Below are 16,787 nucleotides of genomic sequence, written 5' to 3' on the forward strand. Positions count from 1 at the left end.
CCGCCCATTTATTTTTCAAGTTTCACATACCCCAAACGTGTATATCTCACCCCTCTACTCTCATAATGGGACATGACTTTTGCAGACAAAACATGTAATGTCTCTCCATTTTCAACCAGTCTTGAATGACAACTCAATTCGTTTGGAGAAAGGCTTCTGCCGGCAGCCTTAACAAGAAAGACAAACCTGTTACCATCACGATCTGCCGCCAACACATTCTGATCCACATAAAAATCAGCCTTATATCCATCAACTTGTTTTCTCACATTAAGAACTTTGAGTAACAACCCTTTAAGTTTATCACCCTTTTCTCCGACAAAATGGCTGACCGAGGATATTCTGTTTTTATGAACTGTTAGCTCGAAATGTACCTTCGAAAAAAGTCTTGCAAGATATACCAACTTGTCAAAACGGTCTGTATCAGGTTTAAATTTATTTGCCAACCACAACACATATGACGGTTCTACATAATATATTTCAGCCAAACGTTTTCCACGATACTTTCCAAATGGAATTATATCATCAGTACGGCCATAACTATTCTCAAACTCGGAATTATCTGAACATTCCAATCGGACGTTACAATTCTGAAGTATATCCTTAGCACGCTCTAAAGCAGCCTGAAAAGTAACTGCAAGTGTTCGTACAAATAGCGGTTGTTCACCAGGGAACAGTCTCCACAAGGCATAATAAGGTCTGAAATCGGTAGCCATACTTATTGCATAAACACCATTTGCAGATGTACGGCCATAATTAAAACTATCAATAGCGCTTGTATCAAACATAAAAGACCTCCTTCCTTTTCCTTTTATGCAATATAATATAAATATTATAAATATACAAGCGTATAATAAAAAAACCGACAAACCAATTGGTCTGCCGGTATAATATAAAAAATATATTAATCTATTTATCTCATCTCAATCTCTCATATGCCTTTACAAGCATCTCATCCTTTCCTATGGCACGAATAGCCAACCAGTCAAGAACAATACCTACAAATGGCAAACATACAATCCATGAAGGTACAAAAGTAGCATCACCCTTCAACATAAAGACGAATGCCACAACTGCCACATAATAACCTATAGCCAAAATGATATTAAACAAAGTGAACCGTATCTGCAACATTCTTTTCTTATAGATAAATATCGTTACCAATGAGATTATTGCAGAAATTATTTGAATAGCAAACAAAGCCCATGGTTCATAATTCTCTGTCCCATCCTGAGCTATCAAAGAAAGATTTGTAAATTCCGTAATAGAATTATCTGTTCCAACAAAACTACCAATAGGATTTGAAATTACTATAACAGAAAGAATTGCTACAATGAGCAAATATACAGATTGAATACGTTGTATCATAAATTAAAATTCAGTTTTCAGATTAACAATAAAAAAGCCGCTCCTTTACGAAACGGCTTTAATTTCTTCTAAGGAATATTACCAGCCCTCTTTTATTTAAGCTTCTCTATTTCCTTTGCAGGATTTCTATAATAAACCTTACCTTCTATATACTCCTGAGTAGCAATCAAAGTTGGTTTTGGAAGTTTTTCATAATAACGAGAAATCTCTATTTGCTCTCTGTTTTCAAAAACTTCTTCCAAGTTATCGTTATACGATGCAAACTCCTGAAGCTTCTTTGAAAGGTCATTCTTCATTTCAACCGCGATTTGATTAGCACGCTTGCCTATTATTGCAACAGTTTCATATACATTGCCTGTGTCTTCACACAGTTCCATCATGTTACGTGTTACGGTGTTGGTAGGAGCATTTGATTTTTTGTAATCCATAATTCGATATTTAATTATAAATGTTTTTAATATTCTTCTTCTACAGAGCCAACAAACTTGCTGGCTTCTTTAAATATATTCTCTACTTCCTTGGTGTACTTACTTTCAGGGAATTCATTCTTAAATGCATAATACTCATCTATAGTCTCACGCATACGATCTTCCTTCTTCTCAAGGACACTCTCACGAGCCATATCATATTTGGCACGGAGTATAAGTATTGACAAGTCTTCGCGAAGTTTTGTATAAGGATATTCTTTAAGAATGTTCTGTGCTGTTACAACAGCAGCCAGATAATTGTTACCTGAACTAGTCATTGACGAGTTACCTGTATAAGAACCCAGATCATAATACAACTTAGCTGAAAGATACTCCTTTTCTACCAGTTTGTCCTGCAACTCAAATATCATATTTTGAGCAATCTCATGACGTTCTGTTCCAGGGAAATATTCCATATACATCTGCAATTCCTGTATTGCCTTATATGTACTACTCTGATCAAGTCTAGGTTCAGGTGTATCCAGATACAACGCTTTTCCTGAATTAAAACGTGCCAGTTCAGTATATGTGCCACGAGGATAAGTAGTATAATATGTATTGAAATAATGAGATGCTGTAACGTAGTCACCTTGATTGAAATATGTCATAGCCAGCATATACAATGATTCCTCGCCAAATCTTGTTCCTTTCATTATAGGAATAAGTTCTTCCAGAATAGTTGCAGCCTTACTATTCTGTCCTTTGGCAAAATATGCTTTTGCAGCTTCATATTTATATTCGTAATCCGTACTCTTTAGTACGCTATTATACTCTCCACAGGAGCTCAGCAACCCTGCAGAAAGAAGAACCATAACAATATATTTTTTCATATTAACAAAAATAGTTTTGCAAAATTACTGTTTTATTGTGAATAATACAACATCAAAATCATTTTTAATGTTATTTTTACTTACCACATAGCTTTAAAACAAATATTTATGTACTTTTACACCATAAAAAACATATTTACATGAAATTCGAATTAATATCAGAATACAAACCTACCGGGGATCAGCCGGAAGCCATCAAACAACTGACAGAGGGCATCAAAAACGGTGTCAAGGCACAAACACTGCTTGGAGTAACTGGTTCCGGAAAGACATTTACCATAGCAAATGTAATAAAGGAAATAAATAAACCGACACTTATACTGAGTCACAACAAAACTCTTGCAGCACAGTTATACGGCGAATTCAAACATTTTTTTCCTAACAATGCTGTAGAATACTACGTATCATACTATGACTATTATCAGCCGGAAGCATACCTCCCATCTACCGATACTTATATCGAAAAGGATCTTGCTATAAACGATGAGATAGACAAATTAAGACTGGCTGCCACATCGGCACTTCTTTCAGGAAGAAAAGACGTGATAGTTGTTTCATCAGTGTCATGTATATACGGTATGGGAAATCCGTCTGACTTCTACGACAATGTAATAGAAATAAAGCGTGGAAAGCTGATAGACAGAAATGTTTTTCTCCGACGCCTCGTAGATAGCCTTTATGTCAGGAATGATATAGAACTGAACCGCGGAAACTTCAGAGTAAAAGGTGATACCATAGACATTTATCTAGCATATTCCGACAATATCCTGAGAGTAATATTCTGGGACGACGAAATAGATGCAATAGAAGAAATAGATCTTGTTTCCGGACATAAAATGGCAGACTTTGATGAATACAAAATTTATCCTGCCAATCTGTTTATGACTACAAAGGAAAGCACCTTACGAGCTATTCATCAGATAGAAGACGATCTGAGCAAACAAGTGGCTTTTTTCGAAGAGTCTGGCAAATTCCTTGAAGCAAAAAGAATATATGAAAGAGTGACGTACGACATGGAGATGATCAGAGAACTTGGACACTGCTCAGGTATAGAGAATTATTCCAGATATTTCGACGGACGTGAGGCTGGTACCCGCCCCTATTGTCTGTTGGATTTTTTCCCGAAAGATTTTCTCCTTGTTATTGACGAAAGCCATGTCAGTGTACCACAAATCAGAGCAATGTACGGAGGAGACAGAGCCAGAAAGAAAAACCTTGTAGAATATGGTTTCAGGCTTCCTGCAGCCATGGACAACAGACCGCTCAAATTCGAAGAGTTTGAGGAAATGGTAAATCAGGTTATATATGTCAGCGCAACACCAGCCGATTATGAACTTGTACAGAGCGAAGGTATAGTGGTCGATCAGGTAATACGCCCTACAGGGTTGCTTGACCCAATAATAGAGGTACGCCCAAGCCTGAACCAGATAGACGACCTCATGGAAGAGATTCAGCAAAGGATTGAGGCAAACGAACGTGTACTCGTCACTACACTTACCAAACGAATGGCAGAAGAACTTTCCGAGTATCTTCTGAACAACGGAATAAAATGCAGTTATATCCACAGTGATGTTGACACACTGGAACGTGTTAAAATTATGGATGAATTAAGACAGGGTATTCATGACGTGCTTATCGGTGTAAACCTTCTTCGTGAGGGCCTTGACCTGCCCGAGGTATCACTTGTAGCCATACTTGATGCTGACAAGGAAGGTTTCCTCCGTTCACATCGTTCGCTCACACAGACAGCCGGACGTGCTGCAAGAAACGTAAACGGAAAAGTGATAATGTATGCCGACAAGATTACTGAAAGCATGCAACTTACAATTGACGAAACTAACCGTCGACGCGAAAAGCAGCTTGCATACAACCAGGAACATGGAATAACACCTCAACAGATAAAGAAAGTAAGAACTCAAATTCTAGGAGATAAAGATAATAGTGCAGAAAATAAAGCCAATGCACCGAAAGCTTATACTGAACAAGCAGAAACATCATTTGCTGCGGCAGATCCCATTGTACAGTACATGTCGAAGGAACAACTTAAGAAAAGCATCGAACGCACAAGGAAACTCATGCAGGATGCAGCAAAAAATCTCGACTTTATCGAAGCTGCCCAATATAGGGATGAACTTATCAAATTGGAAGAAATGCTTAAAGACAAATAAAACAAGTATTATCTTTTATTCCTGAATAGACAAAAACAGCCACAAAAGATGTTTACCCAATAATGGCAAATGAAATCTTTTGTGGCTGTATATTTTTATTTTTCCTGCATAAGACTTTGCAGTTTTCCGGATAGAAGGAACAGCACTACAGCTGCAGTACCACTCATAAAAACGAACAAGAGAAAGAAGTCATACAGATTTTCCACATGATATCCTAAAAAACTTTTCGCTACTCCACCTTCAGGGTAATATCCGCTCAACATTCCTGCCATTTTATTAGCAGCAGATGTACTAAGATACCAAACACCCATCAAAAGAGAAGAAAACCGTGCAGGAGAAAGTTTATACACCAATGACAGTCCTATCGGAGCAAGACACAACTCGCCCATAGTATGGATAAGATATAATCCCGTAAGCCATATCATACTCACCTTGACTCCAGGTTCTACATCCTTAACACCGAAAGCAATGAACAGATACCCCATAGCCAAAAGGAAAAGACCTATGGCTTGTTTCTTTACAGAACTAGGTTCTAGTCCATTCTTACCAAGAAAAGACCATAGACCGGCAAACACAGGAGCCAATAGCACCAACATGATAGGATTAAACGATTGAAAATATGCTGCCGGCATCTCCCATCCTCCAATGTTACGGTCTGTCTGCTCATCAGCAAAGAACGTCAATGAAGCTCCGGCCTGTTCGTATGCAGCCCAAAAGAAAATCACAAAGAATGCTATGATATAGATAATTCCAATCTTTATCTTTTCACTGCGATTAAGACTATGATCTGTTATTATCAGTATAGGCATCACTATCACAGTGGCATATATAAGAGAGCCTATCCAGTCCGCCCCTGAGAAGACACTACCTCCTGTAGAAATCTGATTACCGGTTATCCAATCCCAATTCACAGAGAAAACGAGCGTCAGTGCAATTGTCGCGACTATCGCCACTATGCTTTTCGCAGAAAGCCATCCATCACCTTTTTCTAATGATTGCAAATTGTCATCTTTCTTCTGAGGCGCAATTCCTACAGGATTACCATCAGGATCGCAGATATATTTGTTCTTGAATATCTGAAAAACAACAGCTCCCAGAATCATACCGATACACGCTGCAAGAAATCCCCATTTAAAATCTTCCGGATGTCCAGTATTTCCTATCAGCCCACAAATAAGCGGGGCAAGAGTAGAACCTACATTAACCCCCATATAGAAGATAGTAAAAGCAGAGTCCTTACGCTTGTCATTGTCAGAATACAGACGGCCAACCATTGTAGATATATTAGGCTTGAAAAATCCGTTACCCATTATCAGTAGTCCTAAGCCACAGAACATCAGCCATTTTGCCACATCAACCTGATGAAAATAACATGCACTTAGAAATAAAAGGAACTGTCCTACCGCCATAACCAACGCACCAACAACAATTGACCTTCGGTTTCCCCAATATTTATCGGCAATATATCCCCCAATAAGCGGAGTCAGATAAACAAGTCCTGTGTAACTGCCATAAACCTGCGAGGCAAACTCTTTATCAAAGAGCAGTGCCTGAACCATATAAAGCATAAACAAGGCACGCATGCCATAATAACTGAAACGTTCCCACATTTCAGTCACAAAAAGAAGATACAATCCTTTGGGATGCCCTTTACTATTGTTTGTCACTTCCGTACTGTTCATCTTATTTTATTCCAAGTTTCTTCTTCAGTTCTTTACTCAAAGCATCCTTGTGCATCATTACATAAACAGTCTTGGCACGCACAAAGCTTTCAGACATATTGATATATCCACCAAAACGGTTTCTCTCAGTTCCCCATGAATTCTTTGTTATATAATATTTTGTACCGTTCTGGTCTTTTGTCAACCCAGTAATATGCATCAGATGATCGTCTGTAGTAACAAACGATTCATAACCTTCTTGCCTTATTTCAGGAGTAACATTTACTTCCGGATAAGGATGCTCGAATTTATATACTTCCTCCAGTCTTTCACCGGTTTTCATATTTTCAAAGCGTGCCCTGTCTGTCTGACTGTAATCATCCATTTTTGTTACCTCAGGATTTATGGCAACACCATTTGTAAATGAAAAACCTTTCTCGCTTACATCACCGTCCCAGCATACAGTATATCCGTTCTTCAAGGCATTGTCTGTAGCATCCATCATCTCATCAAGCGGAAGATTATACATTTTAGCATGTTCCCAGTTGTCCGGAATTTCAAGTTCAAACCTCTCATAATAAGGTTTATGCGTGAAACTTGTAAGCATAACATAATCATCCATATTCAGTCCGAGACTCTCAGCAAAACTTTTCGGAGTATATTCCTTACCATTATATGTAAATGTTTCAGGAAGTTTACCCATATAAATGTCGAACAAAGTATTCAAAAGCTCGTTATATTCAGGACTACGGTGTTTCATTTTTACAGCCTGTCCTGCTATTGCAGACATATAAGCTTCAAGCTCAGTATGATTATGAGTCTTTGAATCATAATTTATTCCACTATAAACTTCTTCTGGAACAATACCAACCTGCTGAAAAGCAGTCATCCAACTTGGCGAGATACTACCCTGTCCTATATTTCCCCTTCCACGACGAAGATAGTTATCAGCCAATTGATTCATATACTTTTGTCTGACAATAAACATTTCCGACAGATCATACTCACCTTTCCCCATTCTAAGCAACTCTGACTCCATAAAAGATGTAGTTGCAAAACACCAGCATGTTCCTGTTGCTGCCTGATTCTTTACTGAAGTAGCCTTGTTTGAAACTATGTCTGTAAACTGATACCCATTACCCTCTTGTGCCATAACGGCAGATGCAGCAGCCATTAATGCTACAAATGTCAAGTTTCTTACTCTCATCTCTCTATTTTTTAATGTCAAAAAATAATATTTATTTACATAATGAAATTTCCGTTTGCAAATATACGCAAAGCCGGGAGCAGAGTCAAGCGAAAAACACAGTTTTTCAAACTAAAATGTGTAGAGACACATAATTAGGCCCTATAAGTCATCAATCTTTTCTTGTGTTTGGACTGATAAAACCAAACTCCAATGATATCGGCCAAAGCCCAACCTATAGGAACTGACCACCATATACCCGTATAACCGATGGCAGGGACAGAAGCCAGGAAATATGCCAATGCTACACGTGTTCCTAAAGAAACAACGGTCAGCACAACAGACATTGACGGCAATGCGACAGCCCTATAATAACCGTAAAGAAGGAACAAATAGCCTATACCTACATAGAAACTTCCTTCAATGCGAAGATACTCCACACCTATATTGATAATGTCAGTCTCTTCAGGCGAAACAAAGAAAGCCATAAGCCAAGGTGACAGCAAAAAGACCAGAAACGAAACAAAAATAGAAAACGCCGTAGTAATACACACAGCAATACGAATTCCTCGGCGGATACGTTCCACACGTCCTGCCCCAAAATTCTGCGCTATAAATGTGGAAAAGGCGTTTCCAAAATCCTGTACAGGCATATATGCAAAGGAATCTATCTTTACAGCAGCTGCAAAGGCTGCCATAACGGCTGTTCCGAAACTGTTTACAAGCCCTTGTACCATAAGAATACCGAAATTCATAACGGACTGTTGTACTCCAGTTAAAAATGAATATGATGTAATCTTTGCCAGTGACTGCCTGCTGACAATGCAGTCTGTACGTTTCAGACGCAATTCCGGAAAATGCTTATAGGTATATAAACAAAGTCCTAAAGAACCTACAATCTGAGAAATCACTGTGGCAAGTGCAGCTCCTTCTACACCCATATCCAGTGTAACCATCATCAATACATCAAGAACTATATTAAGAACAACCGAAACTATCAGAAAGACCAACGGGACTACAGAATTTCCTACCGCACGAAGAAGAAAAGCATAAAAGTTATATACACAGACAGGAATCATCCCTAAGAATATAATGAGAAGATAATCATGCACCATCCGCTCCACCTCGGGAGGTGTCTGCAAGATACGTATTATAGGCGAAAGGAAAACTAAGGAACAAACATTAAGAAATAATGTTACACCCCCTACAAGCACTATCGATGAAAATATACTCCGGCGCATTTCTTTGAAATCATTCGAACCATACTGCATGGAGAACACCGCACTGCACCCCATACACAGACCTATAAAAACTGAAGTAACGAAAACTATTAGGGCGTACGATGATCCTACAGCAGCCAAAGCATCGGCACCAAGGACACGTCCTACTATCAAAGTATCAGCTATATTATAACACTGTTGTAAAAGATTTCCCAGCATCAAAGGAAAAGCAAAACGCAACATTGCTCCTGTTATGTTTCCGTTTATCAGATCTTCCTTTCCAAAATTCATATTAAACCTACTTTCCTTAAATTTTACAGGAATACAAAGTAAATATATTTTTTCCGTAAGGACAACAAAAAAAGTCTCCGCAACAAAACAAATGCTGCGGAGACTTCATATAGTTTTTATCGTTAATTACTTCTTTTCGATATCGATACCTTTGTTACGAAGAGTCATACCCATAAGTTTCAAGTAATCTGAGTACTGCTTTTCATTTAAAGTATTTTTCATCAACTTCAAATTGCCATAAACAGCCTTACGAACTTTTTCGTCCTGACCTTCTTTTGCTCTATTAGCCATTTTCATTTCTGCTTCAAAGAAATCGCAAATGTCAGCAACTTCTTCACTCTGATCAGAAGAAAGTTTAAGATACTTTCCTAACTGAGCCTTGTTGATTGAACCATTCCATTTTTCTGTAGTTTTAGTCTGGTTACCGTTTGCAAATACTGTTGCAGAAAGTGCCAATGCGGCGATAAATGTTAATCCTGATTTCATAATACCTAAAGTTTAATTTTTGTTGTTACCTAAAATACAATCTTTTTATGATTGCCTTAATTTAATCTCCAATTGACAAGTCTTGTCAAATTTTCCTGTCGTTTAGCTTAAGCTTTTATCTTTTTACCGATGCAAAGATAAGCACGTTTTCGATAACGGAAAAACAAATGAAAGGAAATATTCATTTATGCCGTCATTTGTTGACATGTATCAAGAAATGCGCGACATAATGAACAATAATGTCATTTTAATATTAATGCAATATACATAAAAATAAAGCCCGATACTTTAATGTACCGGGCTTTATATATGTAGTCAGATATTATCCACCGAAATTATCATACATGATAGAAGAAGATTCAACGCCAAGGCTGTCAAGCATCTTGACAACTGCATTCGACATCGGACCAGGACCACACATGTAGTATTCAATATCTTCAGGAGCTTCGTGATTCTTCAGATATGTGTCAAGCATAACCTGATGAACAAATCCCGGAGTATATTTAACACCGGCAGCATCAGCTGCTGGATCAGGACGGTCAAGCGCAAGATGGAAGTGGAAATTCGGGAAATCTTTTTCCAGTGCCAAGAAATCCTCAAGATAGAACACTTCGTTCAAAGCACGAGCACCATAGAAGTAGTGAAGTTCGCGGTCTGTAGTATGCAGAGTACGTGTCATGTGCATAATCTGTGCACGCAAAGGAGCCATACCGGCACCACCTCCTACCCAAATCATTTCTTTCTTGGAATCGAAAATCGGGTGGAAATCACCGTAAGGACCACTCATCAACACCTTGTCGCCCGGTTTCAGAGTAAAGATGTATGAAGAGGCTATACCTGGATTTACATCCATGAAACCGCTGCGGTCCGGTTTGAACGGAGGAGTAGCGATACGTACTGTCAACATGAATACATCACCTTCAGCCGGGTAGTTAGCCATAGAGTAAGCACGGATAGTCTCCTCTTCGTTCTTACATTTCAAGCCGAACAAACCGAATTTTTCCCATGCAGGAAGATATTCGTCACCGATAAGGCTCTTGTCGATATCCTTGTTGTAATCCATTTCAAATTTAGGAATCTTAATCTGCGCATATGAACCGGGGATAAAGTCCATATGGGCTCCTGCAGGAAGCTGCACTTTGAATTCCTTTATAAATGTAGCGACGTTCTTGTTGGAGATAACCGTACATTCGTATTCCTTGACACCCATTACTGATTCAGGAACCTTTATTGACATATCACCCTTGACCTTTACCTGACAGCCAAGACGCCAGTGGTCTTTCTGCTGTTTGCGGCTGAAGTGGCTTACTTCGGAAGGAAGAATTTCGCCGCCACCTTCTACAACCTGACACTTGCACTGACCGCATGAACCCTTACCTCCACATGCCGAAGGAAGGAATACGTTGTTCACTGCCAACGTATTGAGCAGCGTAGAACCTGATTCAACCTCCAACTGATTTTCACCGTTTATTGTTACCTTAACCTTACCGGAAGCAACAAGAAAATTCTTAGCAACCAGAAGGATTACTACCAACACCAGAATAGTCACAAGGAATACTCCAATGCTTGCCAAAATAAAATTCATATCCATTGTCTTATTCCTTTCTTTATTAGATGTTCAAACCAGAGAAACACATAAATGCCATAGCCATCAGACCCACAGTGATAAAAGTGATACCAAGCCCTTTCAGCGGAGCCGGCACATCAGAGTAAGCCATTTTTTCACGGATGGCAGCCAGGCCTACGATAGCCAGCATCCAGCCCAGACCTGAACCTAATGCATAAGAGATGGCATCAGCGACGCCTCCGATGTATTTCGGGTCTGAAGGAGTAAGGTTGATACGCTGCTGCATGAACAAAGAGGCTCCCATGATGGCACAATTCACGGCTATCAATGGCAGGAAAATACCCAGCGAGGCATACAGCGAAGGGCTGAAACGCTCCACAATCATTTCTACCAATTGTGTAATCGCCGCAATAACGGCAATAAAGAGGATAAAGCTCAAGAAGCTGAGGTCGATGCCCAAGATGCCGTCGGCAGACAATACCTTAGTCTGAAGCAAATAGTTGACAGGCAAAGTCACCACCAATACAAAAGTCACGGCTATGCCCAAGCCGACAGCTGTTTTCACATTCTTCGAAACAGCTAGGTATGAACACATACCCAAGAAGAATGCGAATATCATATTGTCCACAAAGATGGAGCGGACTAATAAACTGAAAAAATGTTCCATAATGTCTTTCCTTTACTTGTTATTCCTTATCTTGTAATTCAGGATGCTTCGCACGCTGGTACCATATCAGGCAAGCCACGATAATCAACGCCATCGGCGGCATCAGCATCAATCCGTTATTCACATAGCCTGCCTCGCTAATAGCCGGATAGTTCAGTACATTGAATCCCAACAACGTGCCAGAGCCTAAAAGCTCGCGGATGAAAGCCACAATGACCAAAATCTTGGCATAGCCCAATCCGTTGCCGAGACCATCAAGACAAGATTCCCAAGGACCGTTTGCCATCGCAAACGCTTCAAGACGTCCCATCAGGATACAGTTGGTGATAATCAGGCCGACATACACTGAAAGCTGAACGCTTACATCGTATGCAAAAGCCTTAAGCATTTCGCTTACTATAGTCACTAACGCGGCAACAACCACCAACTGGACAATGATACGGATACGGTTTGGAATTGTCTTGCGGATTAACGAAATAACCACATTCGAGAATGCGGTAATAATGGTTACCGAAAGCCCCATCACGATGGCCGGCTCTAGTTTTGAAGTTACGGCAAGTGCCGAACAAATACCCAGCACCTGCACGGTGACCGGATTATTCATGCTTATCGGGTTGGAGAACACTTCCCTATTCTTGGCTGAAAATAAATTTCCCATATTAATTTCTCCTCCTATTATTCTTTAGCGGTTAAAAACTTGGTATAGTTTCCCATGCAGTTCTTCAGCATCTGTCCTACGGCAACTGAAGTAATCGTACCTCCTGAAATACCGTCCACCTGGAATTCAGGCTTATCGACCTTTCCATTCTTTACGACATCCAGCCCGATAGCATCTCCGTCCAGCACGTTTTTATCTTTGAATTCATTCTGAAAATGCTCGGTAGCGATTTCCGCGCCCAATCCTGGAGTTTCTGATGCATGTGAGAAGTAAGTGCCGTAAACCGTATCCTTGTCATCGTTCAAAGCCACATAACCCCAGATGGCACCCCACAATCCTGTTCCGTAAACAGGAATAACGTACTTCTTCTGTCCGTCTATTTCGCAGACGAAAATATGGGCTTCTCCTTTTTCCTTATATGCTTTCTCATATCCGGTAACAAAACTGCCTTCGTACGGCTTCAGCGAACCGTCTTCAGCCACCAGCATATCTTCTTTCACTACTTCGGCAAATTTGGCTTCCGCATTTTCCACTTCACGGATACCCAAAGCCGAAAGAATTTGTTTTTTCGTATCCAGCTCTACGTTCTTTCCCTGCAGGTCGCGCAAAGAAGAATTTACGAAAGCCAGCAAGAATGCTACGATAACAACCATTACCGAAGCATAAATGATAGTATAAGAGTTACTATTCGTATTCATCGTATTTTCGGTTTTTTATTTGTTAGACATAGCACGTTTTGCACGACGCGAAATATTGTTCTGCACTACCACATAGTCAATCAGCGGCGCAAAGATATTCATCAGCAGGATAGCAAGCATCATGCCCTCAGGATAACCGGGGTTGAGCACACGTATTATGATTGCCATGGCACCAATCAGGAATCCATAAATATATTTGCCGTTCTCCGTACGTGAAGAAGTGACAGGATCGGTCGCCATAAATACGGCACCAAAACAAAAACCGCCCAAACACAAATGTTCATACCAAGGCATGTGGGCTATCGCAGTATCAGGTCCCCATTGGTTGAACACCAAACCCATCACGGCACCTCCTACAAATACAGACAGCATCGTTTTCCAGCTTGCCACACCCGACCATAACAAAATCACGGCACCGATGGCAATGGCAATCACACTGGTCTCACCAATGGAACCAGGTATCAAACCAGTCACCATGTCCCAAGAGAAGTCAGGGCATTCGGCAACTTTTGCCACACCCAACGGAGTAGCGGCAGTCAACCCATCTACAGTCTTGCCTAAACCGAAAATGCTGTTGCTAGCCACCCATACAGTGTCACCGGACATCTTAGTAGGATAAGCGAAGAACAAGAATGCACGTGTAATCAATGCAGGGTTGAAGATGTTCATACCTGTACCACCGAATACTTCCTTAGCGAAGATTACAGAGAATGCTGTAGCTACGGCAAGCATCCACAACGGACAGTCAACAGGAACAATCATAGGAATCAACATACCAGAAACAAGGAAACCTTCCTGAATTTCTTCCTTCTTCCACTGAGCTACAACGAACTCGATTCCAAGACCTACAACGTATGAAACGATGATTTTTGGCAATACGGCAAGAAAACCGTAACCGAATTTCTGAATGAAGCTACCTTCGATGCCTGCAAAAGCATAGTGCTGGTAACCTACGTTATACATACCGAACAGCAATGCCGGTATAAGCGCAATAACCACGATAGACATGATACGTTTGCTGTCTATAGCGTCGTGGATGTGCGTACCAGTCTTAGATGTTGTATTCGGAACGAAAAGGAATGTTTCGAAACCGTCGAATACAGAACGGAAAGCCTGGTATTTGCCGCCCTCTTCAAAGTTTGGCTTTATCTTATCGATATAATTTCTTAACGCTTTCATTATTATTTATATTCTTATATACACATTATATATATTAACACATTTCACGACGGAGCATGTCAAGACCTTCGCGGACAATACGCTGAAGTTCCATCTTCGAAGAACATACGAACTCGCAGATAGCGAAATCTTCAGGAGCTACTTCGTAGATACCAAGCTGTTCCATGCGGTCGATATCACCGGCAATGATAGCTTTGATAAGATATTCAGGAAGAATATCCATAGGAAGTACGCGGTCGTATTCGTTTGACATAATCATGTGACGTTCTCCACCTTTGATACGAGCGTCAAGAGTATATTCTTTCTTGCCCATCAACCAGCTGAAATATGAGTGGCTTGTACTGAACTCGTTGAAACGAGGCATGATCCATCCCAACATTTCGTGAACATCGTTACCTTCAGGGATTACAGTTACCTGACTGTGGAATGCGCCAAGGAAACCGTTGGCAGGAATCTGTTTTCCTGTCAAAGGATTACCGCTGATGTAGCGAAGTTCCTTATCCTTATTTACATTACCTGCAAGGATGTCTGTAAGCAGAGCACCAACTTTCAGTTTGCAGTAAGCCGGTTTCTTAACTTCAGAACCTGTGATAGCTACTGTACGAGTCATATCAACACGTCCTGTGTTCATCAGACGTCCGATGAAGATTACAGCCTGTGGGTCGATAGTCCAGACAGTTTCACCTTTGTTTACAGGAGCGATGTTGTTGATCTGAACACCAACATTACCTGCAGGATGAGGTCCGTCGAAAGCTGTTACAGTAACGTTCTTAGCCTGTGTAAGAGCTGCTGACTTCTGGTTAACACTAATACTTAAATAAGTCTTGGCCAATTTAGCCAAAGCATCAAGTCCTGCCTGGAAGTTGTTCTCTTCGCCTTTCAGAGCTACTTCAAAGTCAGGAGCAAGCGGATTTGTGTCGAAAGCAGAAACGAAGATAGCTCTTGGAGCCACTGTCGGATCTGCGATTACATCGTAAGGACGCTGCCTGAAGAAAGCGAACATACCTGAATTAAGAAGAAGTTCCTTAACTGCCTCTGCACTCATGGCAGATACATTCTGCTTACCGAATTCTTCGTAATCCTGTTCGGCTGCTGCCTCTACAGTAATACTCATTACCTTACGTCTAGCTCCGCGCTCTACGCTTGTCACTACGCCACTAACTGGCGAAACAAATTTCAGTTCAGGATGATTCTTGTCAATAAACAAGGGTCCTCCGGCCATTACATACTCTTGTTCTTTAACGACTACCTTAGGAGTTACTCCTGTAAAGTCATCCGGTACTATAGCATAGAACCCAGGTGCCTTTACAGCCACAACTTCTGCAGCTGCCTTACCTTTCAAGTTGATGTCCAGGCCTTTACGTAATTTAATTACATTTGCCATATCGGGTTATAAAAAATGGTTTTTAAATTTTGCCGCAAAATTAAAGAAAAAATAAGTAAAAAAGAACTTTTTCGACAGATAAATAAGGAATTTTTTCCTTATTTAAAAGAACAGTTATAAACAAATACTTATTTGGTCTGCAACATGCATTTATCATTGCTTTTTGCTTCTGTCTCCATTATAGTTTTTATCTATAATACAATAGATAAAGACTGTTGTAAACCAATAATAAAATTGATATATTTGCAAAAGAAAATCATCTGATAAAACAAATCATTCACACTAAAACATTAATTTGATATGAAAAGACTATTATTTTTCTTAGCATCTGCCGTTATCATAGCTCTTTCCACTAAAGCCCAATCCGTATCATCTGACAGCAACGGCAAAGTTATACATATAGGAAAGACAGAATTCGTGGAGAAAATATATGATTATGAAAAGAATCCTGATAAATGGATTTATAACGGAAAGAAACCTGCCATCGTAGATTTCTATGCTGACTGGTGCGGACCTTGCCGCATGTTGTCTCCAACATTGGAAAGCCTTGCCCAGAAATATAAAGATAAGATTATTATATATAAGGTGAACACAGACAAGGAACGCGAACTTGCTGCAGCTTTTGGCATAACCAGCCTTCCTACCCTGCTGTTTATTCCGATGGACAAAATGCCTCAGGTTGCACAAGGAGCACTACCAAAAGAGGACCTGGAAAAAGCAATCAACGATTTCCTGTTGAAATGACATAAAAAACGCTTTGACGTTTTACTTAAAATGCTTTGTTATTTTGCCTAAAATGACAAAGCATTTTATTTTTTAATTATTCCGCCATCAATAACGCTCCACAATTAGCCTAAACAGTCATGACATAATGTCAGTCATCAAACGTATGGCATTTATTTTGCTGATAGAATTCACGTCGATATTTCCAAATATCATAAAATCACGATTTATTAATAA

The 16,787-nt window shown here is 40.0% G+C and carries 16 protein-coding genes; 2 read left to right on the forward strand and 14 right to left on the reverse strand.

The genetic code is table 11. The features are described from left to right. Positions 1-8: 8 nt before the first annotated feature. The 4 genes from NW213_RS13160 to NW213_RS13175 form a co-directional block, all read right to left on the reverse strand. Positions 9-785: a hypothetical protein gene (locus tag NW213_RS13160; protein WP_258323060.1), complete on the reverse strand. Its 777-nt coding sequence runs from the start codon at positions 783-785 to the stop codon at positions 9-11. Positions 786-915: 130 nt separating this feature from the next. Continuing rightward, the gene (locus NW213_RS13165) at positions 916-1,365 is read right to left on the reverse strand and encodes a DUF4293 domain-containing protein (RefSeq protein WP_204392858.1); all 450 of its coding nucleotides are present in this window, start codon (positions 1,363-1,365) and stop codon (positions 916-918) included. Between the two features lie 92 nt (positions 1,366-1,457). Beyond that, a complete protein-coding gene (locus NW213_RS13170; protein ID WP_154042789.1) occupies positions 1,458-1,793 on the reverse strand; it encodes a DNA-directed RNA polymerase subunit omega in 336 nt (111 codons plus the stop codon). Positions 1,794-1,819: 26 nt separating this feature from the next. Then, the gene (locus NW213_RS13175) at positions 1,820-2,662 is read right to left on the reverse strand and encodes an outer membrane protein assembly factor BamD (RefSeq protein WP_154042790.1); all 843 of its coding nucleotides are present in this window, start codon (positions 2,660-2,662) and stop codon (positions 1,820-1,822) included. A 140-nt stretch (positions 2,663-2,802) separates the two neighbouring features. Between NW213_RS13175 and uvrB the strand changes: the two genes are divergently transcribed. Then, on the forward strand, positions 2,803-4,830 hold the full coding sequence (uvrB, locus tag NW213_RS13180) for an excinuclease ABC subunit UvrB (RefSeq protein ID WP_258323061.1): 2,028 nt from the start codon (positions 2,803-2,805) through the stop codon (positions 4,828-4,830). Positions 4,831-4,925: 95 nt separating this feature from the next. Here the strand turns inward: uvrB and NW213_RS13185 are convergent, their stop codons facing one another. From NW213_RS13185 to NW213_RS13230, 10 genes are all read right to left on the reverse strand, one after another. After that, positions 4,926-6,512, reverse strand: coding sequence for a peptide MFS transporter (locus tag NW213_RS13185; protein WP_258323062.1), 1,587 nt, complete (start codon positions 6,510-6,512; stop codon positions 4,926-4,928). 1 nt (position 6,513) lies between these two features. After that, positions 6,514-7,665 carry a C1 family peptidase gene (locus tag NW213_RS13190; RefSeq protein WP_375338150.1) on the reverse strand — a complete coding sequence of 384 codons (1,152 nt, stop codon included), beginning with the start codon at positions 7,663-7,665 and terminating at the stop codon, positions 6,514-6,516. A gap of 167 nt (positions 7,666-7,832) precedes the next feature. Further along, positions 7,833-9,188, reverse strand: coding sequence for an MATE family efflux transporter (locus NW213_RS13195; protein WP_258323063.1), 1,356 nt, complete (start codon positions 9,186-9,188; stop codon positions 7,833-7,835). 126 nt (positions 9,189-9,314) lie between these two features. Further along, on the reverse strand, positions 9,315-9,677 hold the full coding sequence (locus tag NW213_RS13200) for a hypothetical protein (protein ID WP_154042794.1): 363 nt from the start codon (positions 9,675-9,677) through the stop codon (positions 9,315-9,317). A gap of 319 nt (positions 9,678-9,996) precedes the next feature. After that, positions 9,997-11,265 (reverse strand): NADH:ubiquinone reductase (Na(+)-transporting) subunit F, encoded by a 1,269-nt coding sequence (gene nqrF, locus NW213_RS13205; RefSeq protein ID WP_154042795.1) that lies wholly within the window; start codon positions 11,263-11,265, stop codon positions 9,997-9,999. A 19-nt stretch (positions 11,266-11,284) separates the two neighbouring features. Beyond that, positions 11,285-11,908, reverse strand: coding sequence for an NADH:ubiquinone reductase (Na(+)-transporting) subunit E (nqrE, locus tag NW213_RS13210; protein WP_154042796.1), 624 nt, complete (start codon positions 11,906-11,908; stop codon positions 11,285-11,287). 19 nt (positions 11,909-11,927) lie between these two features. Then, positions 11,928-12,566, reverse strand: coding sequence for an NADH:ubiquinone reductase (Na(+)-transporting) subunit D (locus NW213_RS13215; protein ID WP_154042797.1), 639 nt, complete (start codon positions 12,564-12,566; stop codon positions 11,928-11,930). A gap of 17 nt (positions 12,567-12,583) precedes the next feature. Next, positions 12,584-13,264 (reverse strand): NADH:ubiquinone reductase (Na(+)-transporting) subunit C, encoded by a 681-nt coding sequence (gene nqrC, locus NW213_RS13220; RefSeq protein ID WP_154042798.1) that lies wholly within the window; start codon positions 13,262-13,264, stop codon positions 12,584-12,586. Between the two features lie 15 nt (positions 13,265-13,279). Further along, a complete protein-coding gene (locus NW213_RS13225) occupies positions 13,280-14,443 on the reverse strand; it encodes an NADH:ubiquinone reductase (Na(+)-transporting) subunit B (RefSeq protein ID WP_258323064.1) in 1,164 nt (387 codons plus the stop codon). A gap of 34 nt (positions 14,444-14,477) precedes the next feature. Continuing rightward, positions 14,478-15,827, reverse strand: a complete 1,350-nt coding sequence (locus tag NW213_RS13230; RefSeq protein ID WP_258323065.1) for a Na(+)-translocating NADH-quinone reductase subunit A — start codon at positions 15,825-15,827, stop codon at positions 14,478-14,480. 300 nt (positions 15,828-16,127) lie between these two features. Here NW213_RS13230 and trxA point away from each other — a divergent pair, with 300 nt between their 5' ends. Then, complete coding sequence (gene trxA, locus NW213_RS13235) at positions 16,128-16,571, forward strand: thioredoxin (protein WP_204392843.1); 444 nt, start codon at positions 16,128-16,130, stop codon at positions 16,569-16,571. Positions 16,572-16,787: the final 216 nt, after the last annotated feature.

Source organism: Bacteroides sp. ET336, assembly GCF_024733815.1.
Classification (GTDB): Bacteria; Bacteroidota; Bacteroidia; order Bacteroidales; family Bacteroidaceae; genus Phocaeicola; species Phocaeicola cellulolyticus.